Raw genomic sequence first — 23031 nt, 5'->3', positions numbered from 1 at the left:
CTGCCGGTAGATTCAGAGCCTCTTGAACGATCAAGTCTGAAACTTGTTCTAGATTAGCGTCCCGGCGTAATCTCGCGGGACAGTGCAGGCAGAAGGGGGTCCAGAGTGACCGCTGAGGCCAGTCAGGCGGGGCCCTCCGAGGGGTCGGCCGCCGACGGCGAGCGACCGCTCCGCATCGCACTCCTCACATACAAAGGGAACCCGTTCTGCGGGGGCCAAGGCGTCTACGTACGGCACCTCTCGCGCGAGCTGGCCCGCCTCGGCCACACCGTCGAGGTCATCGGCTCCCAGCCCTACCCCGTCCTCGACGAGGGCCACGGCGAACGACTGAGCCTCACCGAGCTGCCCAGCCTCGACCTCTACCGCCATCCCGACCCCTTCCGCACCCCGAAGCGCGACGAGTACCGCGACTGGATCGACGCCCTCGAAGTCGCGACGATGTGGACCGGCGGCTTCCCCGAGCCGCTCACGTTCTCCCTCCGCGCCCGCCGCCATCTGCGCGCCCGCCGCGGCGAGTTCGACATCGTCCACGACAACCAGACGCTCGGGTACGGCCTGTTGGGCGATGTCGGCGCCCCCCTGGTCACCACGATCCACCACCCCATCACCGTGGACCGCCGGCTGGAGCTGGACGCGGTGGAGGGCCTGCGGCGCAAGTTCTCCGTACGCCGCTGGTACGGCTTCACGCGCATGCAGAAGCGAGTGGCCCGCCGCCTGTCCTCCGTGCTCACCGTCTCCGGCACCTCGCGCCAGGAGATCGCCGACCATCTCGGCGTACGCGACGACCGCATCCACGTCGTCCACATCGGCGCCGACACGGACCTGTTCTCCCCGGACCCGTCGGTGCCCGTCGTGCCGGGCCGGATCGTGACGACGTCCAGCGCCGACGTGCCGCTCAAGGGCCTGGTCTTCCTCGTCGAGGCGCTGGCGAAGGTACGCACCGAGCGCCCGGACGCCCACCTCGTCGTCGTCGGCAAGCGCCCCGAGGAGGGGCCCGTCGCCCAGGCCGTCGAGCGGTACGGCCTCGAAGGCGCCGTCGAGTTCGTCAAGGGCATCTCGGACGCCGAACTGGTCGACCTGGTGCGCTCGGCCGAGGTCGCGTGCGTGCCGTCGCTGTACGAGGGTTTCTCGCTCCCGGCCGCGGAGGCCATGGCGACCGGAACGCCGCTGCTGGCCACGACCGGCGGCGCGATCCCCGAGGTCGCCGGCCGGGACGGGGAGACCTGCCTGGCCGTACCCCCGGGAGACTCCGGGGCGCTGGCGGCGGGCCTGAGCCGCCTGCTGTCCGACCCGGAACTGCGTGCCCGGCTCGGCGCCGCCGGGCGCGAGCGCGTACTGGCCCGCTTCACCTGGGCCCGGGCTGCCGAGGGAACGGTGGCGAGGTACCGCGAGGCGCTCGCCGCCCCCCTCTCCCACGCTCGGCCTCGTTCGCGCGGGGGGACCCCCGTCGCGGCCGCCGCCCCGAGCCGCTCCACGGCCCCCGAAGTTGTTGACGTTGTATCCGATCGCGAAAGCAGGGCCACGTGCTGACCGTCGACTTCTCCCGGTTCCCGCTCGCCCCGGGCGACCGCGTCCTGGATCTCGGCTGCGGCGCCGGCCGGCACGCGTTCGAGTGCTATCGACGGGGGGCCCAGGTCGTGGCCCTCGACCAGAACGCCGAGGAGATCCGCGAGGTCGCCAAGTGGTTCGCGGCGATGAAGGAGGCGGGGGAGGTCCCGGAGGGCGCCACCGCGACGGCGATGGAGGGCGACGCCCTGGCGCTGCCCTTCCCCGACGAGTCCTTCGACGTCGTCATCATCTCCGAGGTGATGGAGCACATCCCGGACGACAAGGGCGTACTCGCCGAGATGGTACGGGTGTTGAGGCCCGGCGGCCGGATCGCGATCACCGTCCCGCGCTACGGCCCCGAGAAGGTGTGCTGGACGCTGTCCGACGCCTACCACGAGGTCGAGGGCGGCCACATCCGCATCTACCGGGCGGACGAGTTGCTGGCGAGGATCCGCGAGGCCGGTCTCAAGCCGTACGGCACCCACCACGCCCACGCGCTGCACTCGCCGTACTGGTGGCTGAAGTGCGCGTTCGGCGTCGACAACGACAAGGCGCTGCCGGTGCGGGCGTACCACAAGCTGCTGGTCTGGGACATCATGAAGAAGCCACTCGCGACCCGGGTCGCCGAGCAGGCGCTGAACCCGCTGATAGGCAAGAGCTTCGTGGCGTACGCGACCAAGCCCCACCTGCCGAGTCTTGCCGGGACCGAGGTGGCCGCCAAGTGACCACCCCCCGGACAGAACACCTCGTCCTGCCCGGGGTCCTCACCGCCGAGGAGGCCGCCGAGACCGTCGCCGGCATCCTCGCCGTGCAGCGGGAGGACGGGGCGATCCCGTGGTTCAGGGGGCACCACCTGGACCCGTGGGACCACACCGAGGCCGCGATGGCGCTGGACGCGGCGGGCGAGCACGAGGCCGCCGAGCGGGCGTACACGTGGCTGGCGACCCACCAGAACGAGGACGGCTGCTGGTACGCGGCGTACGCCGACGGGGCCTTCGACGACGTCACCGACCGGCGCCGGGAGACGAACTTCGTCGCCTACATAGCCGTGGGCGTCTGGCACCACTATCTGTCGACCGGCGACGACATGTTCCTCGACCGGATGTGGCCGACGGTCTACGCGGCGATCGAGTTCGTCCTCCGACTCCAGCAGCCGGGCGGGCAGATCGGCTGGAAGCGCGAGGACGACGGTGCGGAGACCGCGGACGCGCTGCTGACCGGCTCCTCCTCGATACACCATGCGCTGCGCTGCGCGCTCGCCATCGCCGAGCAGCGCGAAGAGCCGCAGCCGGACTGGGAGTTGGCGGTCGGGGCACTGCGCCACGCGATCCGCCGCCACCCGGAGCGGTTCCTGGACAAGGACCGCTACTCCATGGACTGGTACTACCCGATCCTGGCCGGCGCCGTCACCGGCGCGGAGGCCAAGACCCGTATGGAGGCGGGCTGGGAGCGCTTCGTCGTCCCCGGCCTCGGGGTGCGCTGTGTCGTGCCCAACGCGTGGGTCACCGGCGGCGAGTCGGCCGAACTCGCCCTCGCACTCTGGGTGATGGGCGAGTCCGACCGCGCGCTGGAGATCCTTCAGTCGATACAGCACCTGCGGGACCCGGAGTCCGGTCTGTACTGGACGGGCTATGTCTTCGACGACGGGGCCGTCTGGCCCCGCGAACTGACCACTTGGACGGCCGGTTCCCTGCTCCTCGCGGTCGCCGCCCTCGGCGGCCACGAGGCAACCTGCTCGGTGTTCGGGGGCGACCGCCTGCCGAGCGGCCTCGACCCGGACTGCTGCGACTGAGTACCGCTCGGTGCGGTCGTACTTGGTCAGTGCCGGTGCACGCGGTTGGCGATGGCGTGGCCGATGAAGAGGTAGACGACCGCGGCCAGGCCGTAGCCTGCGACGACCCGCGCCCAGGCCTCGTCGAAGGTGAACAGGTCCCGGGACCAGCCGGCGAGCCAGTTGGCCACGTTGTGGACGAACTGCACCAGGTCGTTGGCCCGGTTCGCGTCCAACAGGTACATCAGGATCCACAGTCCGAGGATGAGGGCCATGATGTCCGCCACGACGGCGACGACCGTGCCCGCGGAGTTGGAGCCACTGCGATATCGAGACATGTCTATCGGATGGCCCCGAATCCCTGTTTGAAACCAGGGCCGGGGCCGTCTCCCTGGGAGTTGAGTTCCGCCAGCACCCGCAGGGTCTCCCGGTCGGGTGCCAACGCGAGCAGATCCGTCACCGGCCCCTTGCGCCACAACTCCAGCCGCTCCGCGATGCGTTCGCGCGGTCCGACCAGCGAGATCTCGTCGGCGAACGCGTCCGGCACGGCGAGCACGGCCTCCTCCCGGCGGCCGTCCAGGAACAGCTCCTGAATCCGCCGGGCCTCCTCCTCGTACCCCATGCGCGCCATCAGCTCGGCGTGGAAGTTGCGGGCCGCGTGCCCCATCCCGCCGATGTAGAAGCCGAGCATCGCCTTGACGGGGAGGAGGCCTTCGGCGACGTCGTCGCAGACCTTCACCTGTGCCATCGGCGCGACCACGAACCCTTCCGGCAGTTCGGCCACCGCCTCCCCGTACACCTCGGGCCGGCTCGGCGACCAGTACAGCGGCAGCCAGCCGTCGGCGATCCGGATCGTCTGGGCCACGTTCTTCGGACCCTCGGCGCCTAGCAGGAGGGGCAGGTCGGGGCGCAGGGGATGGGTGATGGGCTTGAGGGCCTTGCCGAGACCGGTGCCGTCGGACCCCCGGTAGGGGTGGGAGTGGAAGCGGCCGTCCAGCTCGACCGGCGCTTCCCGCCTGAGGACCTGGCGTACGACATCGACGTACTCCCGGGTCGCGGTGAGCGGCGACCTGGGGAACGGGCGGCCGTACCAGCCCTCGACGACCTGCGGACCGGACAGCCCGAGCCCGAGCATCATGCGGCCGCCGGAGAGGTGGTCGAGGGTGAGGGCGTGCATGGCCGTCGTGGTGGGGGAGCGGGCCGCCATCTGGGCCACCGCCGTGCCCAGTCGGATGCGGGAGGTCTGCGCGGCGATCCAGGTGAGCGGGGTGAAGGCGTCCGAGCCCCATGACTCGGCGGTCCACACGGAGTCGTAGCCGAGCCGTTCGGCCTCCAGCGCGAGCGGTACGTGGTCCGCCGAGGGGCCGCGGCCCCAGTAGCCGAGAGCGAGACCGAGCCGCATACCTGCCTCCTGACGGGGCGTCAGCCGAGGGGGCGACTGTACGACAACGGCCCCCCGCCCGGAAGGGCGAGGGGCCGCGTGCGGAAGACCGGGGATCAGCCGCGCTGGATTCCCGAGGTGTCCTGCAGCACGCCACGACGACCGTCCTGCGTCTGCGCGACCAGTGCCCCGCCGCGCTGCTCGACCGCCAGGTACCAGGTACCGGGGGCGAGTTCGGCGATCGGCGCCGACGAGCCGTCCTCCGCGAACAGCGGACGCGGCACCGGCACGGCGAACCAGAACGGCGAGAACTCCGGGGCCGGCGGCTGGGCCTGCGCCTGCTGCGGCTGAGGCTGCGCGCCGAAGGGCTGACCGGGCTGCGGCTGACCGGGCTGCGGCTGACCGCCGTACGGCGGCTGCTGGGCGCCGGGGTAGCCGTAACCGCCCTGGGGCTGGGCGCCGTAGGGCTGCGGGGCGGCCGGCTTGGGGGCGGGGATGAGGGCGGCCTGGAGGGCGGGGACCAGCGGGGTGGCGACGGCGGCTCCGGCCAGCAGGAGCGCGGCGATCAGGCCGAGGATGAGGCCGCTGCCGGTGCTGATGTCCGCTCCGTCGAGATCGTCGCTGAACGCACCCAGCGGGTCGATGATCGTCCAGAACGAGGTCCACGCGGCGAAGATCGCCAGTGCGACACCCAGCTGCCCCAGGTCGAGACCGACGACCTTGCGCGGCTGCGGGAGCGCGCGGGCGACGATGATCAGGGCCGCCCCGATGATGCCACCGATGTACAGGCTCATCACCAGGCCGAGGTTCTCCCAGGCGTTGGGGATGTCGCCGCCGCCGTCGCTGGAGTACGTGTCGAGGAACGACGCGATGAACAGCAACACCGCTGCTCCGATCACCACGCCGTCGCCTCGAGTGAGGGAGCGGATATTCACTTCAGGTGTCCTTCGGTTCAGTCGTCTCGTCGTCGGTGGAGGCGTCGCTGTCACCATGTCGCCCTCAGGCCGCGGTGTGAAGCGTGGGGGTGGCCCCTCATCGTAGGGACGACACTATCGTCCGCTCGAACAGGGTGTCCGCCCGGATCAGCGCGCTGATCACTACCCGCGCAGGAAACTCACGATTCCCTCAGAGATCCCCTGCGCCGCCTTCTGCCGCCAGGCACCGCTGGTCAGCAGTGCCGCGTCCTTGGTATCGCGCATGTTGCCGCACTCGATGAACACCTTGGGAACCGTTGACAGATTGAGACCGCCCAGGTCCGTGCGGGTGTCGAGTCCGGTGCCGTCGCCGACGTAGTTGGAGGGCGCGCTGCCCGTGACGCGTACGAAGTTGCCCGCGATGCGCTCGCCGAGTTCGCGCGAAGGGGAGACGATCGCACGGGTGTCGGCGGCGCCCGCGTGCACGCTGCCCGGCAGGATCACGTGGAAGCCGCGGTTGCCTGCCGCCGAACCGTCCGCGTGGACCGAGACGACGGCGTCCGCGTGCGCCGTGTTGCCGATCCGGGCACGCTCGTCCACGCACGGGCCGTAGGGCCGGTCGCCGTCCTGGGTCAGTTTCACCGTGGCGCCCTGCTTCTGGAGCAGCGTGCGCATCCGGTGGGCGACGTCGAGGGTGAACCGGGCCTCCGCGTAACCGGAGTTGGTGGCAGTCCCCGTGGTGTCGCACTCCTTCGAGTTCGTACCGATGTCCACCTTGCGGTTGATCTCGGCCGTGTGCCGGGAGTTGCCCGGGTTGTGACCCGGGTCGATGACGATCACCTTGCCCTTGAGGGGGCCGGAGGCGGCGGGCGCGGAGGTGGTGGGGGTGCGGCTCGGGCTCGACTGCTTGGCGTCGTCGGTGCCGGAGGCCGTCGGCGCGGATGTCCCCGGGGAGGCCGACGCGCTCGACGACGAAGGCGTCCCGACCGCCCCCGCCGATCCTCCGTCGGATCCGCCCACCGCCTCGTACACCACCCATCCGAGCAGCGCGCCGGGCACGAGCGCGGCGAGCGCGACGGTCAGGGGGCCGCGCCTGGGGCGGCGGGGCTGGGAGGGTTCGAAGTCCGGGCCTACGTACGACACGACAGCCACCTTACGGTCCCGCCACCTGCTCCGCAGGGAGCCCTGCGCGGTCCTGCGGCGGGCCGCGTCGGGGCGGTCAGATCCCCACGCCCGTCCGCCGCAGAACCCGCAGTGAATCCGTCGCCGAGACCTCCGTGAAGGCGCCGGAACCCAGGGCCCGCAGGTACATGCGGTACGGCGCCTGACCCGTGAACTCGTCCACCGGGTCCGGGAACACGTCGTGGATGACGAGCAGCCCGCCCTCGGCGACATGCGGCGCCCAGCCCTCGTAGTCGGCGTTCGCGTGCTCGTCGGTGTGGCCGCCGTCGATGAAGACCAGGCCGAGGGGGGTGCCCCAGACCTTCGCGACCTGGGGCGAGCGGCCGACGAGGGCGACGACGTGCTCCTCCAGGCCGGCCTTGTGAAGTGTGCGGCGGAAGGTCGGCAGGGTGTCCATCAGGCCGGTCTCCGGGTCGACCGTCTCCGGGTCGTGGTACTCCCAGCCCGGCTGCTGCTCCTCGCTGCCCCGGTGGTGGTCGACGGTCAGTGCCACGACCCCGGCCTCACGGGCCGCGTCGGCGAGCAGGATCGCGGACCGCCCGCAGTACGTGCCGACCTCCAGGAGCGGCATCCCGAGCCGCCCGGCCTCGACGGCCGCCGCGTACAGGGCGAGGCCCTCACCGGCGGGCATGAACCCCTTCGCGGCCTCGAAGGCGGCCAGGATCTCGGGCTTGGGAGCCGCGGGCATGGGGAGCCTTTCGGTCGTACGTGCGGGGCAGCCGTCGTACGACCGCCACCGGGCCGTACGAATGTCTGGGCGCCCCATGATGCACCGCGCCCCCCGTCGTGTGGGCGACGGGGGGCGGGCTCACGCACGGTCGGCCGGGCTCAGGCGGAGACGGTCTCTCCGGGCAGCGACAGGTCCAGGTCGACCGCGCTGTCGTCGCCCGCGTGGGTCGCCGCGGAGGCCAGCGGGCCGTGGCCGGAGGCGCGGGCGGCCAGGACGTAGGCGCCCTGGGCGGGGACGGCGAGGGCGTAGCTGCCGTCCTCGGAGGAGAGGGTCGCGCCCGCCTGGCGGCCGCGGCGGTCGATCAGGGTGACCTTGGCGCGGGCGACCGGAGTGCCCGTGGCGTCCAGGACGCGTCCGCGAAAGCCGCGCAGGACCTCCTCGGCGTGCCGGAGCGCCGCGTCCTCCTCGCTGCTCGCGCGCAGTTGCGGCTTGGTCGCCGGGCGATTGCGGGGCAGGAGGAGGGCCATCAGGAGGCCGATCGCCACCGCGCCCGTCGCGATCAGGAAGGAGACGCGGAAGCCGTGCATGGTGGGGATCGCGACGCCGTTCACGTTGTTCGCGGTGTTGGCGAGGACCATGCCGATCACGGCGCTCGACACCGACGTACCGATGGAACGCATCAGGGTGTTGAGGCCGTTCGCCGCGCCCGTCTCCGACGCCGGGACCGCGCCGACGATCAGCGCGGGCAGCGAGGAGTAGGCGAGGCCGATGCCCGCGCCCAGGACGACCGCGATGACGAGGCTCTGCCAGGGGGCGCTCATCAGGCCGAGGCCGGCGCCGTAGCCGATCGCGATGATCAGCATGCCGAGGATCAGGGTGACCTTGGGGCCGTACTTCGCCGACAGGCGGGCGTAGACGGGGGCCGTGAACATCATGGTCAGGCCGAGCGGTGCCACCAGCAGGCCGGCGACGACCATGGACTGGCCGAGGCCGTAGCCCGTGGCCTTGGGCAGCTGGAGCAGCTGGGGCAGGACCAGCGAGACGACGTAGAACGAGACGCCGACCATGATCGAGGCGAGGTTGGTGAAGAGCACCGCCGGGCGGGCCGTGGTGCGCAGGTCCACCAGCGGGGCCTGTACGCGCAGTTCCATCACGCCCCACAGGACGAGCACGATGGCCGACGCGCCGAACAGGCCGAGCGTGGTCCCGGACGTCCAGCCCCAGTCGCTGCCCTTGGTGATGGGGAGCAGGAAGAGGACGAGGCCCGCGGAGAGGCCGATCGCGCCGAGGACGTCGAAGGAGCCCTTCGCACGCATCGGGGACTCGGGTACGACGAGGAGGGTGAGGGCGATGGAGAGGGCGCCGAGGCCGGCGGCGCCGTAGAACAGGGCGTGCCAGTCGGCGTGCTGGGCGATCAGGGCCGCGGCGGGCAGGGCGAGACCGCCGCCGACGCCGATCGAGGAGCTCATCAGGGCCATCGCCGAGCCGAGCTTCTCGCGGGGCAGCATGTCGCGCATCAGGCCGATGCCGAGCGGTATCGCGCCCATCGCGAAGCCCTGGAGCGTACGGCCCGCGATCATCGTGAGCAGGTCGCTGGTGAGGGCGCTGACCAGGGCGCCGACGACCATCACCGAGAGGCTGAGGACCAGCATGCGCCGCTTGCCGTAGAGGTCGCCGAGGCGGCCCATGATCGGCGTGGCGACGGCGCCGGAGAGCAGGGTCGAGGTCAGTACCCAGGTGGCGTTGCTGGGCTCGGTGTCCAGCAGTTGCGGCAGGTCCTTGATGACCGGGACGAGCAGGGTCTGCATCACCGCGACCACGATGCCCGCGAAGGCGAGGACCGGGACGACGGCCCCGCTCGCTCTGGGCGCGGGCTGGTCGGTCGACGTGTGCGTCATGGAGTGGGGCCTCCAGGCCGGGGAGTTCAGGTGGTTCGTACGGACGGCTGCGGGGCGGCCGTCCGATACGTGCAGGGTGAACCCCGTGCGCCTGGGCAACTATTCCGATGCTTCGGCCCGCTAACGATTTCTTTATCTTCTCTTGGGGAAGAGGTCCGCGCCCCCGGACGCCGTCTGCGCCCCCGGACGCCGTCTGCGCCCCCGGACGCTGTCCGGGGGCGCAGACGGGCCGACACTCGCGTCGTTGCTGCCGCACCTGTCGAAGAAGGCCGGCCTGGAGGCCGCCGGGGGAGCCGCCGCGGGAGGCTCGACGGCGCTCGAGTGGCGGACGGCGTGCGGGGGAGCGCCCCGCGGCGGGCTATCGGTCTTCAGGCGATCTGGGTGGTGACGTTGGTGTAGATGTTGCCCGAAGTGTTTCCGAGGGAGGCGTAATAGTTCAGGATCGCCGGGGTCAGGTTCGTGAACCGGTTGTCGGTGATGTCGGCCTTGATCCAGTAATCCAGCTCGACTCCCGCGCCACCGGCGTCGTGAATGTCGTTCGCCGTGATGGTGATTCCGCTCGTGTTGAACGTCCCGCCGCTGTCGCCCATGACCAGAAACGCAGCGCTGAGTCCGGCTCCGCTGACGTTGTTGTTGCGGAACACGATGTTGTTGCCCACGCAGTTGAACATGCACGCCAGAATGCCGTATCTGCCGCCCGTCCCGGAAAGGGCGGCGCGCGTGATCGTGTTGTACTCGACCAGAATGTCGGCGATGATGTCCGAAGCGGAGTTCCGCTCGATGTCAATAGCGCCCGGCATATCGGGTCGGGCCATATTGGTAAACGTGTTGTGGTGTACGTGGACATTCGTGCCCGACGTGACACTGACACCGTTGCGGTTGTTGTTGGCCGCGGTGAACGTGCAGTCGTGGACCTCGATGGTGTGTCCGTTGTTTCCGCCGGATCCGACGTTGATGTACACGCCGTCGCCGATGATGTTGTAGAACTCGCAGTTCCTGATCAGGATGTTGCTGTAATTTCCATGGACTCTGACCTGGTGGCGGTGCTGATTCCAGACGGCGCCCTGGTTCTGGATGTTGCCGTCGAACTTCAGGCCGTCAACGGTCACACCACTGCCGACCACGCGAAGTATGCCGTCGTCACTGCTGTCCGTCGTGGAAGAATTCGGGGTCTTCAGGATCGAACCGTTGCCCTCGACATAGCAGCCGGCCGGAATCAGAAGCTCATTGACGGTGTACGTCCGACCGGACGGAAAGACCAGTCGCTTGTTGGCGGCGGCGTTCGCCGCCTGTTGCGGAGTCGAGTAGTCGGCGACCAGTACGACTCCGGTATTCCCGGAATTCACGCACTCCCGTGGGCGGCAGGGCGGCTTCGCGGCGATCAGCGGGAGAGCCACCAATGCCAGCGCCGACCTGCGGGACAGTGATCCGGACCCGGAAAAGATCCCCACCGATAACCTCCTGGATAAACGAGATCTGGAGTCTACGTATCAAGTCCCCGGTGTCAATGCCCAACTCCGGGCCAATCCACCGGGCCTCGGGGGCTGCGCCGACAACCCGAATCCAGAACTCTAGGGTCTCGGTGACAAAGTCGACCAACGGCTGAATCGCCGTACCGGGACTGACCGTTGACACGGTCGCGTCGACCACGGCAACAACCGGAGTGATCACCATGTCAAGGTCGATCATGGACCGCGCGTATCGGGCTGTGATTCGCCGGTGTTACCGAAATCACGACTGCCCAAGGCGTCCACGGTTGCCGCAACGAGTGTGCGTCCATTCCAGTCTCTCCTTATTGATCAGAATCTCAAATGGTCCTCGCCGAGGGTGCGTCGGATGTGGCGGCGCCGAAGCGGCGGCGCACGACGTGGCGGCGGCGCCGGCGACGGGGAAGGGCGGACGACCTAGGACCAAAACCCGATGGAAGGGGCGCTACCGGGTTGAGAGCATGACCGGCATGCTGGAAGCCGCTGACGTCACCCGCATGCCCCGCCCCCGCATCGCGCCGCCCAGCTGGCTGGTCGTGGCGCTCGCGTGTGCCGGACAGTTCCTGGTCGTGCTCGACGTGTCCGTCGTGAACGTGGCCCTGCCGTCGATGCGCACCGACCTGGGGCTGAGCGAGCAGGGGCTCCAGTGGGTCGTCAACGCCTACGCCATCGCTTTCGCCGGGTTCATGCTGCTCGGCGGGCGGGCCGGTGACCTCTACGGCCGCAAGCGGATGTTCCTGGTCGGGCTGGCCCTGTTCACGGCGGCCTCGCTGGGCGGCGGACTCGCCCAGGAGGGCTGGCAGCTGCTGGCGGCGCGGGCCGCGCAGGGACTCGGCGCGGCGGTGCTCGCGCCCTCCACGCTGACGATCGTCACGTCCGCCGTCCCGGAGGGCGCCGCACGCGCGCGTGCCATCGCGACCTGGACGGCGGTCGGCGCGGGCGGCGGCGCGGCCGGCGGATTCGTCGGCGGGGCGCTGGTGGACGTGCTGTCGTGGCGGTGGGTGCTGCTGATCAACGTGCCGGTGGGAGCGGTGGTGCTCCTCGGCTCCCTGCTGTGGCTCGTCGAGAGCCGGGCGCGGGACGGACGGCGGCTCGACCTGCCGGGCGCGCTGCTGGTGACGGCGGGGCTCGCCACCACGGCGTACGGCATCTCGCAGACCGAGGCCGAAGGGTGGACGGCGGCTGCCACCCTGGTGCCGCTGCTGGCCGGGCTCGCCCTGATCGGGTGCTTCCTCGCCGTCGAGGCCCGTACGGCGGCTCCGCTGATGCCGCTCGGACTGCTCGGGAAGCGGGCGGTGGCGTCGGCGAACGTGGCGATGTTCCTGTGCGGCTCGGCGATGTTCTGCATGTGGTTCTTCATGACGCTGTACGTGCAGAACGTGCTGGGCTACTCGCCGCTGGACGCCGGGCTCGCGCTGGTGCCGAGTTCCCTGGCCGTCGTCGTCGGCTCGAAGCTCGCGCCCCGGCTCATGCGGAGGGCCGGGCCGCGTGCCGTGGCGGTGCTCGGGACCCTGGTGGCGATCGCCGGGTTCGTCCGGCAGTCGACGATGACCGCGGACGGGGCGTATCTCACCACGATCATGATCCCGGGGATCCTGATGATGCTGGGCGCGGGACTGGCCGCGACGCCGCTCGCCGCGCTGGCCACGGCGGGGGCGGCGCCGGGGGAGGCCGGACTGGTGTCGGGACTGGTCAACACCTCCCGCACCATGGGCGGTTCGCTGGGGCTCGCGGTCATGTCGACGATCGCGGCGGCCCGTACGGCGGGGCGCGGCTCCCCCCAGGCGCTGACGGAGGGGTACGCGTTGGTGTTCCGGGTGGGGACCGGGGTGCTGGTCGGCGGGGTGGTGCTGATGCTGTTGTGGCTGCCGCGAAACAGCTCGGCGGAGCCGGGCGCACACCTCTCCGCGGAGTGACGCGGAAATATTTCTGTGGGGCGAGGCAACGGTCCGGGCGGTCCATGGACTCCTTGAGACATCTAGGAGGTGCCCATGGGGGATCGCAAGGAGGCTCGGGACAAGGAGTTCCAGAGCTTCGTCATCGGCCGCTGGCCGCGGCTGATGCGGACGGCATTTCTCCTCACGGGGGAGCAGCACGCCGCGGAGGACCTGGTCCAGTCGACGCTCGAACAGGTCTATGTGGCCTGGCGCAGGGTCGGCTCGGCGGACGAGCCGGAGGCGTACGTACGGCGCGTGATGATCAACGCGCACGCACGCAAGCACCGCAGGCGCCTCAAGGAGTTCCTGGCGCCCAGGGACGACTCGGGGCTGGTGCGGGAGGTCGCCGACAGCGGTGACCGCATGGCCCAGGCGGAGGACCGCAGCGCCCTTCTGACGGCGCTCGCCCAACTGCCCCCGCGGCAGCGGGAGGCGGTGGTCCTGCGGTACTGGGAGGACCTGACCGAGACGCAGACGGCCGAGGCGATGGGCTGTTCGGTGGGCGCGGTGAAGAGCAACGCGGCCAAGGGGATCGCGAAGCTCCGCGCCATACCGGGTCTGGCCGACATGGTGACGAGCGGAGGGCGGAACTGATGAGCGCGGACCGGGAGACGAACCACCACATGGCGAACAGCGACATCGCCGTCCTGCTGGCCGACGCCACGGACGAGGTCGAGATCGGTATAGCCCCCTACCAGGCGGTGATCCGCGGCGGGCGTCGCCGTAAGGCGCGGCGCATGGCGGTGGCGGCGGCCACGGCCCTGGCGCTGGCAGGCTCCTCGGCCACGCTGGCGGTCACCGGGCTGCCGGGCGGGGGCGGGGGACGGGTGGCTCCGTTGGCCACGCAGCCGTCGGTGACCGCGTCGCCGGACGTGTTCTCGCCCCAGCGGACCACACTGGCGACCGGCACGGAGAACGGCAAGAAGTGGCAGGTCCTGATCGACGTGTGGGCGGCGCCGCGCGACGAGGCGGAGGCGCAGGGCCAGCTGGCCGAGATGGCCGAGTTCGGGGTCACGCCTCCGGAGGGCGGGGCATCACAACTGGTCGGCAAGAGCTCGTTCTTCGTGAACCGGGGCGACGGTGACAAGGGTTCGACGGTGATGGAGGACGTGTTCACCGGTATCGACCACACCATGTCCGGCACGGACATCGAATCCGCCGCGATGGCACTGGGGATCGGTTCCGACGGCCCTCAGCGCCTGGTCCTGGGCCAGGTCGCCAAGACCGCCCAGGAGGTCACCTGCACCTGGAAGGACGGCACGACCACCGAGGTGAACAAGCCCGCGCCGAACGAGGAGGTGTCCACCGACACCCCGGCGATCCGCACGGCCGACGGCTCCCCGGTGAACTGGTTCGTCTGCCTGGCGCCGAAGGGGACGGAGTACAAGTCGGTGGAGGTGACGGGGTAGGCGCGACGCGATGATCCCGGTTACAGCCACCCCTGCTGCCGGGCCTCCCGCAGCGCCTCCGTGCGGTTGCGGGTGCCTGTCTTGCCGATGGCGGAGGAGAGGTAGTTGCGGACCGTGGACTCCGAGAGGTGGAGCTTGGTGGCGATGTCGGCGACGGTGGCGCCGTCCGACGAGGCGTTGAGGACGTCGCACTCGCGGGGCGTGAGCGGGTTGGGGCCGGCGCTGAGTGCGGCCGCGGCGAGGGCGGGGTCGATGACGGTCTCGCCGGTCAGTACCCGGCGGATCGCCGCGGCCAGCTCCTCCACGGGGCCGTCCTTGACGAGGAACCCCGCGGCTCCGGCCTCCATGGCCCGGCGCAGATAGCCGGGCCGGCCGAAGGTGGTGAGGATCAGCACGCGGCAGTCGGGTGCCTCGTCGCGGAGTGCGGCGGCGGCGTCCAGGCCGCTCATTCCGGGCAGTTCGATGTCGAGGAGGGCCACGTCGGGGCGGTGGGTCAGGGCCGCGTCCACGATGGCGTCCCCGGCCGCCACCTGGGCCACGACCTCGATGTCCGCCTCCATCCCGAGCAGCAGGGCGAGTGCCCCGCGCAGCATCCCCTGATCCTCGGCGAGCAGGACTCTGATCGATCTGGCGGGCCGGTGGTCACGCGGCATCTCGTTCACGGCCCAAGGGTAGGGCGCGGCGGTCGGACCTGGGCTGTACGGCGGTGGCGGAGCCCGCTGCCTGAGGTGCTGGACGCCGACCACGACCTGGGGCGGTTCCACCGGCTCGGGGGGTGAGGCGCCGCTGCATGGTCAAGAGGGCCGAGGGGCCGCCGTACGCGCCTCGGCGACCGCCTCCGTCAACTCCACCGAACCCACCGGAAGTTCCGCTGTCACCACGAACCCACCCCGCGCCCCCGGCCCCGCCTCCAGCGACCCGCCCGCCGCCGCGAGCCGCTCCCGCAGCCCTTTCAGGCCCGTTCCGCCGATGCCCGGGGCGGCGGGGAGGGTTTCCGCGGCGGTGGACGGCCCTTGGCCGTCGTCGGTGACGCGTACGCGGGCCCGTTCCGGCGCGCCCTCCACGGCGATCTCGCAGCGCGTCGCCCCACTGTGCCGTACGGCGTTGGTGACCGCCTCCCGGACCACCCAGCCCAGCAGCGCCTCCGTCTGGGCGGCCAGGGGCGGGCCGGAACGACGGACGACGGGTTCGATGCCCGCGGCCGGGAGCACCGAGCGGGCCCGGTCGAGTTCGGTGTCGAGGCTGCCCTCGCGGTAGCCGGTCACCGCCTCACGGATCTCGGTCAGGGCCTGCCGGCCGACGGACTCGATGTCGGTGATCTGGTCCAGCGCCGCCGTCAGGTCGCGGTCGGCCAGCCGGCGGGCCGCCTCCGCCTTCACCACGATCACCGACATGGTGTGCCCCAGCAGGTCGTGCAGATCGCGGGAGAAGCGCAGCCGCTCCTCCTCGACCGCGCGCCGGGCGAGCTGCTCGCGGGCCGCCGTCAACTCCCGTACCGCTTCGGACAGGGAGAGGATCGCCGCCGTCACCATCGTCGAGATCCAGGTCGCGTAGGCGGTGTCGAGGCCGCCCCAGCCCTCGCGGCTGACGGAGACCGCGCCGGCGAGTACCGCCACGGCCGTGCCGGCCCAGCGCAGGTGCGGCATCCGCACGACCGCGCCCGTCGCGAGGCCGAACAGAGGGAAGAACAGCAGCCAGTTGCCGCCGTATCCGATGGCCAGAGCGCAGGTCACCAGCCCCATGAGCGCCAGCGCCACCCGGGTCGAGGTGGCCTCCCGCGTCTGCCTGATGAAGGCGCGGAACGCCACGTAGACGTAGAGGGAGTTGAAGGTGAGGAGGCCGAGGCCGCCGATCCAGGGGTTGGGGGTGTCGCCCTGGAAGAGGTTGGAGAGGGAACCCATCCCCATCAGCAGCCACGGCAGCAGGCTGAAGCCGCTGGGCGGGGGCCCCGGGCGCACGGGGATGTTCCCGGCCTTCTTCGCGGCCCTGCACTCGGCCTTGAGGCGGACCTTCTCGTCCTCGGAGTACCACCGATGCTCCTGCGCGTGCTGGTACGCCGGTTGCCAGGCGTCCAGTCGGCACGAGATACCGCGCAGCCGGGACCCGCCCCTGTTCCTTCGTTCGGACATGGCCATGACGCTACGCACCCGGCGGCCCGCCCGGCAGATGCGCTTGTACGGACGTCGACAGGACAAATGTCACGGGACGCCGCTCCGACGGCCACCCGGGGCCTGCGAACTGACACTCCGTCAGGAGCCTTCACAACTGCGGAGCGCTGGGCTATACAGGGGGCGCCGGACTGGAACGCGTTCTAGATCGGCCCGTGTCGACCTCGGTGCGGCCGACGGTGCGGACGGCCGTACCGAGGTCTCTGAGCCTTCAGGAGCCACCTTGCCCATCGACGCCGCCAAGGCCCTGGCCGCCGAGCCCCGTTCCGGCGAGATCGCGTGGAGCGTGAAGGACGTCCAGCTCTACCACCTGGGCATCGGCGCGGGCATCCCCGCCACGGACCCCGACGAGCTGCGCTACACCCTGGAGTCCCGGCTGCACGTCCTGCCGAGCTTCGCCACCGTCGCGGGCGCCGGATCGCCCGGGGTGATCAGCGGTCTGTCCATGCCCGGCGTCGACGTCGACCTGGCCCGCGTCCTGCACGGCGGCCAGAGCCTGGAGATCCACCGCCCCCTGCCGTCGGAGGGCACGGCCACCGCGACCTCCCGCATCGCCGGCGTGTACGACAAGGGCAAGGCGGCCGTCCTCGTGATGCGCACCGAGGTCGCCGACGCCGACGGCCCGTTGTGGACCAACGACGCCCAGATCTTCGTACGCGGAGAAGGCGGCTGGGGCGGCGACCGCGGTCCCTCCGCCCGCCTCGAACCGATCGAGGGCGAGCCGGACCGGGTCGTGGAGCGGCCGATCCGCGAGGACCAGGCCCTCCTCTACCGCCTCTCCGGCGACCGGAACCCGCTGCACGCCGACCCGGAGTTCGCCAAGGTCGCCGGGTTCGAGCGGCCCATCCTGCACGGACTGTGCACCTACGGCATCACGCTCAAGGCGGTCGTCGACACGCTGCTCGGCGGGGACGTGACCCGGGTGCGCGGCTACGCCACCCGGTTCGCCGGAGTCGTGTACCCGGGCGAGACCCTGCGTGTGCGCATGTGGCGGCGGGAGGGCTCGGTGCGGGTCGCCGTGAGCGCGGTCGAACGGGACGACGCCGCGGTCCTCGCCGACACCGTCGTGCGACACACCTGAGAACGGCCACATCCGGGACGGCCACATCCGGGAACGGCCTCTAACCCGACCACAGTTGATCTGCCTGCCCACAGTCGAGGGGAGCCGCACCATGCGCGCAGCCGTACTGCACGAGATCGGCCAGGACAAGCTGGAGGTCCTCGACGACGTCGAGGCGGTGGGCTTCGGTCCCGGCAAGGCGAGGATCCGGGTGCGGGCCACCGGCCTGTGCCACTCGGACCTGTCCGCGATGGGCGGCGTGCTGCCGCAGCCGGCGCCGTTCGTCCCCGGGCACGAGGGCGCGGGCGAGGTCCTCGAAGTCGGGCAGGGAGTAAGCAACTTGAAGCCCGGCGACCGGGTCGTCGTCTGCTGGCTGCCCGCCTGCGGAGTCTGTCCCGCCTGCAAGCGCGGCCAGACCGAGCTGTGCCTGGCCGGGTTCATGAACGCGGGCACCCCCAACTTCCGGCGCCCCGGCGGTGACCTCTTCGGCTTCGCCGGCACCGGCACCTTCGCCGAGGAGGTCGTGGTCGACGCCGGCTGCGCGGTGCCGATACCCGACGACGTGCCCTTCGACATCGCGGCCCTGATCGGCTGCGGGGTGACGACGGGCCTCGGCGCAGCGCTCAACACCGCGGACGTGGAGGCCGGTTCGTCGGTCGCCGTCATCGGCTGCGGCGGTGTCGGCATCTCCGCCATCCAGGGCGCGCGCCTGAGGGGCGCCGCCGAGATCGTCGCCGTCGACCCGGTCGCCTCGCGCCGCGAGTCCGCGCTCAAGTTCGGTGCGAGCAGGGCCGTTTCGCCCGACGAGCTGGCGGACGCCAAACAACAGGTCACCGGCGGCGAGGGCTTCGACTACGTCTTCGAGGTCGTCGGCCGCTCCGCCACCGCGCGGACGGCGTACGACACCACGCGGCGCGGCGGCACCCTGGTCGTCGTCGGCGCGGGCGCCCTGGACGACTTCCTCCAGCTCAACATGTTCGAGCTGTTCTTCGACGAGAAGCGCATCCTGCCGTCCATGTACGGCGGCGGAGACGTCCTGCGCTCCTACGAGCGGACCATCGCCCTGTGGCGGGCCGGCCGCGTCGACCTGGACGGCCTGATCACCCACCGGGTGCCGCTGAGCGAGATCAATGAGGCGCTCGACCAGATGCGGACGGGCACGGCCCTCCGTACCTGCATCGAGATCTGAGGACCCCGGATGTCACTGCCACTCGAGGGACTCTCCGCGATCGTCACCGGCGCGGGCCGCGGCCTGGGCCGGGCCGAGGCACTGGAGCTGGCCCGGCTCGGCGCGGCCGTCGTCGTCAACGACTACGGGCAGCCCGGCCGGGACGGCTCGGGCGAGGCGTCGGCCGGCCCCGCCGAGGAGGTCGCGGCCGAGATACGCGCGGCGGGCGGCAGAGCGCTCGCCCACACCGGGGACGTGTCCGACTTCCCACAGGCCCGCGAACTGGTCGAGTCGGCGACCGATGAGTTCGGCCGGCTGGACATCCTGGTCAACAACGCGGGCATCCTGCGCGACCGCATGGTCTTCTCCATGACCGAGAACGAGTGGGACGCGGTGATCCGCGTCCACCTCAAGGGCCATTTCAACACCACCCGCTTCGCGGCCGCGCACTGGCGCGAGCGGTCCAAGGCGACGGGCGGGCCGGTGTACGGGCGGATCGTGAACACGTCGTCGGAGGCCTTCCTCGCGGGCTCCGCCGGGCAGCCCAACTACGCGGCGGCGAAGGGCGGAATCGTCGGGCTCACCACGTCGACGGCCCTCGCGCTCGCCAAGTACGGCGTGACCGCCAACGCCATCTGCCCGCGCGCCCGCACCCGGATGACCGAGGACGTCTTCGCCGGGTTCGAGCGGCCCGCCGACACACTGGACCCGCTCGCCCCCGAGCATGTCGCCCCGCTCGTCGGCTACTTGGCCTCGCCCGCCGCCGCGCGGGTCAACGGCCAGCTGATCGTCGTACACGGCGGCATGGTCGCGATCGTCGAACGGCCCCGCGTACAGGCCAGGTTCGACAGCAAGCAGGACACCTTCACCTACGACGAACTGGACGCGCTGCTCACCGCGCACTACGCGGGACGGCCGGAGGGCGAGACGTTCGCCGCGGCCGAAGTGCTGGGCCTCAAGCGGGAGTAGACACGGAACGGCCCCGCCCCCTCATGCGAGGGACGGGGCCGTACGTCGTGCAGGGCCGTACGTCGTTCAGGCCGCCGACTCGGTCTGCTCGACCGGCTTGCGGTGACGGCCGCGGGGGGCCGTCTGAGCCGTCTCGTTGTCGTGCTGTACCGAGACCGGACCCCGGTGCCGGCCGTGGCCGGTGGACTCCTGGACGTCGGCAGTGTGCTGGTTCGTGCTGGCGTCACTCATCGGAAGGAACTCACCCCGTCAACATGATCTTTCTAACAGCCGGGCGAGTTTAACCGGCTGCCCATGGCGCGAATCCAGGCGGCCACGCCAACCGCCACTACTTCGTTACAAGACGCCCCAACGGTGCTTCCTGAAGGGGCACAGGGCGTGGCGCGCCGGCGGCCGAAGGGTCCGGATCCGGCGGCTCGTCCGACGCCGTGTCCGACGTGGACTCGGTAGCCGTGCCGTCCCGGACCGGACCCTCGGCCCCCGCGTCCCCCGCCCTCCCCGTGTCCCCCATGCCCCCCGTTTCCCCCGAGGGTGCCGCCACCCGTGCCACCGCGCACGGCGTCTCGGCCGTCGCGTACGGCAGGTGGAGCACCCCGTCCTCGGTCCACAGCCCGGCGCCCGCCAACCACCCTTCGGGCGCCGGGAGATGGTGCATCCGGCGCTCGGCGGGCCGCCACACGCCGACCCAGCCGGCGACCGGGCCGTCGACCCGCAGCGCCACCGCGCAGCTCTCCGGCATCAGCATCTGGCCGGGCTGGATCGCGAACGGGGCGACCGTGCAGCCGGACACCCGCAGGCACTCCGGGAAGCGCACCGGCAGGGTGCTGCCGAGAACCCCCCAGCCCAGCCGGTCCTGCCCCGGCGACGGTGCGTCCGAGCGGATCAGCAGCAGTCCGCTGTCCGGGTCGGCGAGCAGCAGCCGGTCGTCGCTGTCCGCCGCGATCTGGAGCAGCGGCGAGACCTCGCCGCCGCGCTCCAGGTCGACCACGACGGTCTTCGTACGGCCGCCGACCTCCCGGTCAAGGGCCAGCATCCGCCCGGTGTGGTCGAGCCACACCCCGCCCGAGCAGCGCCCCGGGATCTCGGCGAGGTGCTCGGGCCCGAAGGCGCCGCCCGCCACCAGCCACACCGCGCTGGCGTGCCGGCCGACGGCGAGGGCGTACGCCTTCTCGCCGCACGGCGCGGGCGGCAGCAGCCGCAGCCAAGAGCCCTCGTCCGGGCACTCGACCGCGCCCAGCGGCAGCTCGCCGGTGTCGGGGCCGGTCGGGTACAGGAGCGAGAAGTTGTGCCGTCCGGCGGCCAGCCGACGGATGAGGACCCGTCCGTCGCCCATCGGCTGCACCTCGGTGCCGGGCTCCTCCGGCTGGTTGCCGGGCAGTGGCACCGCATACGGCTCGGGGCCGTCCAGGGTCCAGCGCTCCGGGAACCAGGAGTCGCCGTCCCGCGTGAGGCGGGCCGCGTAGGCGCCGTCCGCCGTGATGGTGCACGGCGGCCGCGCGGCACCATCCGCGTCTCCCGCCGCAGGCTCGATCGCACAGGCCGTCATCGTCTGGTCACCTCCGGCGACGAAGCTAGTTTTCGTACGCGCGGACGTGGGACCGGCAGGCAGTCACTTCACACAAAGGTGTGGCCCAGGAACGATTCGCCTGAGGAACGCGGGGCGACTGTGCTGGGCGGGGTGACCGGCGGTGGCACGGCCCGATGGCCGGTTCAGTGGGAGAGAACAGCCAGGTAGCCTTTCCCCGTGCCCCGTCTGTCTGAAGTCATCACCGCGCTGGAGAACCTGTGGCCCGCCGCGCGGGCCGAGTCCTGGGACGCGGTCGGCACCGTCGTGGGCGACCCCGACCAGGAGGTCACGCGGGTTCTCTTCGCCGTCGACCCGGTCCAGGAGATCGTCGACGAGGCGCTGAAGCTGCACGCCGACCTGCTGGTCACCCACCACCCCCTCTATCTGCGCGGTACGACGACGGTCGCGGCCTCCACCTTCAAGGGCCGCGTGGTGCACACGCTGATCAAGAACGACATCGCGCTGCACGTCGCCCACACCAACGCGGACAAGGCCGATCCGGGTGTCTCCGACGCCCTCGCCGGCGCGCTCGACCTTCGTGTCGTACGACCCCTGGTGCCGGACCCGACCGACCCCGACGGCCGCCGCGGCCTCGGCCGGATCTGCGAACTCGACCACCCGCTGTCTCTGCGGGACTTCGCCGCCCGCGCCGCCGAACGACTGCCCGCGACCGCGCAGGGCATCCGGGTGGCCGGCGACCCCGAGGCCGTGGTCCGCACGGTCGCCGTGAGCGGCGGCTCCGGCGACAGCCTGTTCGAAGACGTCCGCGCGGCCGGGGTCGACGCCTTCCTCACCGCGGACCTGCGCCACCACCCGGCCTCCGAGGCCCTCGCCCACAGCCCCCTCGCGCTGCTCGACGCGGCGCACTGGGCCACTGAATGGCCCTGGTGCGAGCTGGCCGCCGCCCAGCTCGACGAGATCTCCGACCGCAACGGATGGGACCTTCGCGTCCACGTCTCCAAGACGGTCACCGACCCTTGGACCGCCCACGCGGCGTCCGTCGCCGGCCCGTCGCCCGCCGCCACCCCTCCAAGGAGCGCTTCGCGCGCACCTTCTGACTCCGAAACCCTGGGAGCCCCCAACTGAACGCCGCGCCCGCCGACCAGATCCGCCTTCTCGACGTCCAGGACCTCGACGTCCGCCTCCAGCAGCTCGCCCACAAGCGCCGTTCGCTGCCCGAGCACGCCGAGATCGAGTCGCTGACCAAGGACCTGACCCAGCTGCGCGACCTCCTCGTCGCCGCGCAGACCGAGGAGAGCGACACCGCCCGCGAGCAGACCAAGGCCGAGCAGGACGTGGACCAGGTGCGCCAGCGTGCCTCCCGCGACCAGCAGCGCCTGGACTCCGGCGCGGTCACCTCGCCGAAGGACCTGGAGAACCTCCAGCGCGAGATCGCCTCCCTCGCCAAGCGCCAGGGCGACCTGGAGGACGTGGTCCTCGAGATCATGGAGCGCCGCGAGTCCGCTCAGGAGCGGGCCGCCGAGCTGACCGGGCGGGTCGCCTCCGTCGAGACGAAGATCGACGACGCGACCGCCCGCCGGGACGCGGCCTTCGAGTCCCTCGACGGCGAGGCGGCCGCGGTGACCAAGGAGCGCGAGGTCATCGCCGGCTCCATCCCCGCGGACCTCCTGAAGCTCTACGACAAGCTGCGCGCGCAGCAGGGCGGCATCGGCGCGGCCAAGCTGTACCAGCGCAGCTGCCAGGGCTGCCGCCAGGAGCTCGCGATCACCGACATCAACGAGATCCGCGCGGCGGCGCCCGACACGGTCGTCCGCTGCGAGAACTGCCGTCGCATCCTGGTGCGTACGTCCGAGTCGGGTCTCTAGGGCTTGGCCAATTCGGCAATTCGGCAATTCGGTGAGCGGCAATTCGGTGAATCGGTAATTCGGTAAGGGGCTTTGG

Annotated in this window: 22 protein-coding genes; 11 read left to right on the top strand and 11 right to left on the bottom strand. The window is 71.3% G+C overall.

Features of this window, described 5'->3' with window-relative positions:
- The first annotated feature begins 105 nt into the window (after positions 1–105).
- The 3 genes from ADK57_RS39050 to ADK57_RS39040 are packed head-to-tail and all read left to right on the top strand — an operon-like array spanning position 106 to position 3340.
- Positions 106–1530: a glycosyltransferase family 4 protein gene (locus tag ADK57_RS39050; RefSeq protein WP_053754443.1), complete on the top strand. Its 1425-nt coding sequence runs from the start codon at positions 106–108 to the stop codon at positions 1528–1530.
- Entirely contained in the window at positions 1524–2273 is a 750-nt protein-coding gene (locus tag ADK57_RS39045; RefSeq protein WP_053754442.1) for a class I SAM-dependent methyltransferase, read from the top strand. The genes ADK57_RS39050 and ADK57_RS39045 overlap by 7 nt, the downstream gene beginning before the upstream one ends.
- Complete coding sequence (locus ADK57_RS39040) at positions 2270–3340, top strand: prenyltransferase/squalene oxidase repeat-containing protein (protein ID WP_053754441.1); 1071 nt, start codon at positions 2270–2272, stop codon at positions 3338–3340. Before ADK57_RS39045 ends, ADK57_RS39040 begins: the two co-directional genes overlap by 4 nt.
- A gap of 26 nt (positions 3341–3366) precedes the next feature.
- On the opposite strand, the gene ADK57_RS39035 is transcribed toward ADK57_RS39040, so the two are convergent.
- The 7 genes from ADK57_RS39035 to ADK57_RS39005 all read right to left on the bottom strand — a co-directional run bounded on the left by ADK57_RS39035 (position 3367) and on the right by ADK57_RS39005 (position 10815).
- Entirely contained in the window at positions 3367–3657 is a 291-nt protein-coding gene (locus tag ADK57_RS39035) for a hypothetical protein (RefSeq protein WP_053754440.1), read from the bottom strand.
- 2 nt (positions 3658–3659) lie between these two features.
- On the bottom strand, positions 3660–4721 hold the full coding sequence (locus ADK57_RS39030; RefSeq protein WP_053754439.1) for an LLM class F420-dependent oxidoreductase: 1062 nt from the start codon (positions 4719–4721) through the stop codon (positions 3660–3662).
- Between the two features lie 95 nt (positions 4722–4816).
- Positions 4817–5635 (bottom strand): DUF5336 domain-containing protein, encoded by an 819-nt coding sequence (locus tag ADK57_RS39025; RefSeq protein ID WP_053754438.1) that lies wholly within the window; start codon positions 5633–5635, stop codon positions 4817–4819.
- A 162-nt stretch (positions 5636–5797) separates the two neighbouring features.
- Complete coding sequence (locus ADK57_RS39020) at positions 5798–6757, bottom strand: N-acetylmuramoyl-L-alanine amidase (protein ID WP_053754437.1); 960 nt, start codon at positions 6755–6757, stop codon at positions 5798–5800.
- A 76-nt stretch (positions 6758–6833) separates the two neighbouring features.
- A complete protein-coding gene (locus ADK57_RS39015) occupies positions 6834–7484 on the bottom strand; it encodes a class I SAM-dependent methyltransferase (RefSeq protein ID WP_053754436.1) in 651 nt (216 codons plus the stop codon).
- 140 nt (positions 7485–7624) lie between these two features.
- The gene (locus ADK57_RS39010) at positions 7625–9364 is read right to left on the bottom strand and encodes an MFS transporter (RefSeq protein ID WP_053754435.1); all 1740 of its coding nucleotides are present in this window, start codon (positions 9362–9364) and stop codon (positions 7625–7627) included.
- 368 nt (positions 9365–9732) lie between these two features.
- Positions 9733–10815 (bottom strand): right-handed parallel beta-helix repeat-containing protein, encoded by a 1083-nt coding sequence (locus tag ADK57_RS39005; RefSeq protein ID WP_159050221.1) that lies wholly within the window; start codon positions 10813–10815, stop codon positions 9733–9735.
- Between the two features lie 497 nt (positions 10816–11312).
- Between ADK57_RS39005 and ADK57_RS39000 the strand changes: the two genes are divergently transcribed.
- The 3 genes from ADK57_RS39000 to ADK57_RS38990 all read left to right on the top strand — a co-directional run bounded on the left by ADK57_RS39000 (position 11313) and on the right by ADK57_RS38990 (position 14197).
- Positions 11313–12767 (top strand): MFS transporter, encoded by a 1455-nt coding sequence (locus ADK57_RS39000; protein ID WP_053754433.1) that lies wholly within the window; start codon positions 11313–11315, stop codon positions 12765–12767.
- 75 nt (positions 12768–12842) lie between these two features.
- The gene (locus tag ADK57_RS38995; protein WP_053754432.1) at positions 12843–13382 is read left to right on the top strand and encodes a SigE family RNA polymerase sigma factor; all 540 of its coding nucleotides are present in this window, start codon (positions 12843–12845) and stop codon (positions 13380–13382) included.
- Positions 13382–14197 carry a hypothetical protein gene (locus ADK57_RS38990; protein ID WP_199830778.1) on the top strand — a complete coding sequence of 272 codons (816 nt, stop codon included), beginning with the start codon at positions 13382–13384 and terminating at the stop codon, positions 14195–14197. The genes ADK57_RS38995 and ADK57_RS38990 overlap by 1 nt, the downstream gene beginning before the upstream one ends.
- A 20-nt stretch (positions 14198–14217) precedes the next feature.
- On the opposite strand, the gene ADK57_RS38985 is transcribed toward ADK57_RS38990, so the two are convergent.
- On the bottom strand, positions 14218–14850 hold the full coding sequence (locus ADK57_RS38985; RefSeq protein ID WP_053754467.1) for a response regulator transcription factor: 633 nt from the start codon (positions 14848–14850) through the stop codon (positions 14218–14220).
- Positions 14851–14991: 141 nt separating this feature from the next.
- Entirely contained in the window at positions 14992–16326 is a 1335-nt protein-coding gene (locus ADK57_RS38980) for a sensor histidine kinase (RefSeq protein WP_053754466.1), read from the bottom strand.
- A 262-nt stretch (positions 16327–16588) separates the two neighbouring features.
- Between ADK57_RS38980 and ADK57_RS38975 the strand changes: the two genes are divergently transcribed.
- The 3 genes from ADK57_RS38975 to ADK57_RS38965 all read left to right on the top strand — a co-directional run bounded on the left by ADK57_RS38975 (position 16589) and on the right by ADK57_RS38965 (position 19562).
- Entirely contained in the window at positions 16589–17446 is an 858-nt protein-coding gene (locus ADK57_RS38975) for a MaoC/PaaZ C-terminal domain-containing protein (protein WP_053754430.1), read from the top strand.
- A gap of 91 nt (positions 17447–17537) precedes the next feature.
- Positions 17538–18614: a Zn-dependent alcohol dehydrogenase gene (locus ADK57_RS38970; protein WP_053754429.1), complete on the top strand. Its 1077-nt coding sequence runs from the start codon at positions 17538–17540 to the stop codon at positions 18612–18614.
- A gap of 9 nt (positions 18615–18623) precedes the next feature.
- Complete coding sequence (locus tag ADK57_RS38965) at positions 18624–19562, top strand: 3-oxoacyl-ACP reductase (protein WP_053754428.1); 939 nt, start codon at positions 18624–18626, stop codon at positions 19560–19562.
- Between the two features lie 66 nt (positions 19563–19628).
- Here ADK57_RS38965 and ADK57_RS50690 read toward each other — a convergent pair whose 3' ends face one another.
- Both ADK57_RS50690 and ADK57_RS38960 read right to left on the bottom strand, forming a co-directional pair.
- Positions 19629–19793, bottom strand: a complete 165-nt coding sequence (locus ADK57_RS50690) for a hypothetical protein (RefSeq protein ID WP_199830777.1) — start codon at positions 19791–19793, stop codon at positions 19629–19631.
- A gap of 97 nt (positions 19794–19890) precedes the next feature.
- Complete coding sequence (locus tag ADK57_RS38960) at positions 19891–21108, bottom strand: hypothetical protein (protein WP_053754427.1); 1218 nt, start codon at positions 21106–21108, stop codon at positions 19891–19893.
- A 198-nt stretch (positions 21109–21306) separates the two neighbouring features.
- Between ADK57_RS38960 and ADK57_RS38955 the strand changes: the two genes are divergently transcribed.
- Both ADK57_RS38955 and ADK57_RS38950 read left to right on the top strand, forming a co-directional pair.
- Positions 21307–22215 carry a Nif3-like dinuclear metal center hexameric protein gene (locus ADK57_RS38955; protein WP_053754426.1) on the top strand — a complete coding sequence of 303 codons (909 nt, stop codon included), beginning with the start codon at positions 21307–21309 and terminating at the stop codon, positions 22213–22215.
- Entirely contained in the window at positions 22212–22955 is a 744-nt protein-coding gene (locus tag ADK57_RS38950) for a zinc ribbon domain-containing protein (RefSeq protein ID WP_078973573.1), read from the top strand. Before ADK57_RS38955 ends, ADK57_RS38950 begins: the two co-directional genes overlap by 4 nt.
- The last annotated feature ends 76 nt before the right edge of the window (positions 22956–23031 follow it).

Origin of the sequence: Streptomyces sp. MMG1533, from assembly GCF_001279775.1 — a bacterium.
In the GTDB taxonomy this organism is placed as follows: Bacteria; Actinomycetota; Actinomycetes; order Streptomycetales; family Streptomycetaceae; genus Streptomyces.
Note: the sequence above shows the minus strand (reverse complement) of the source record. Positions and strands in the feature narration are given on the sequence as shown.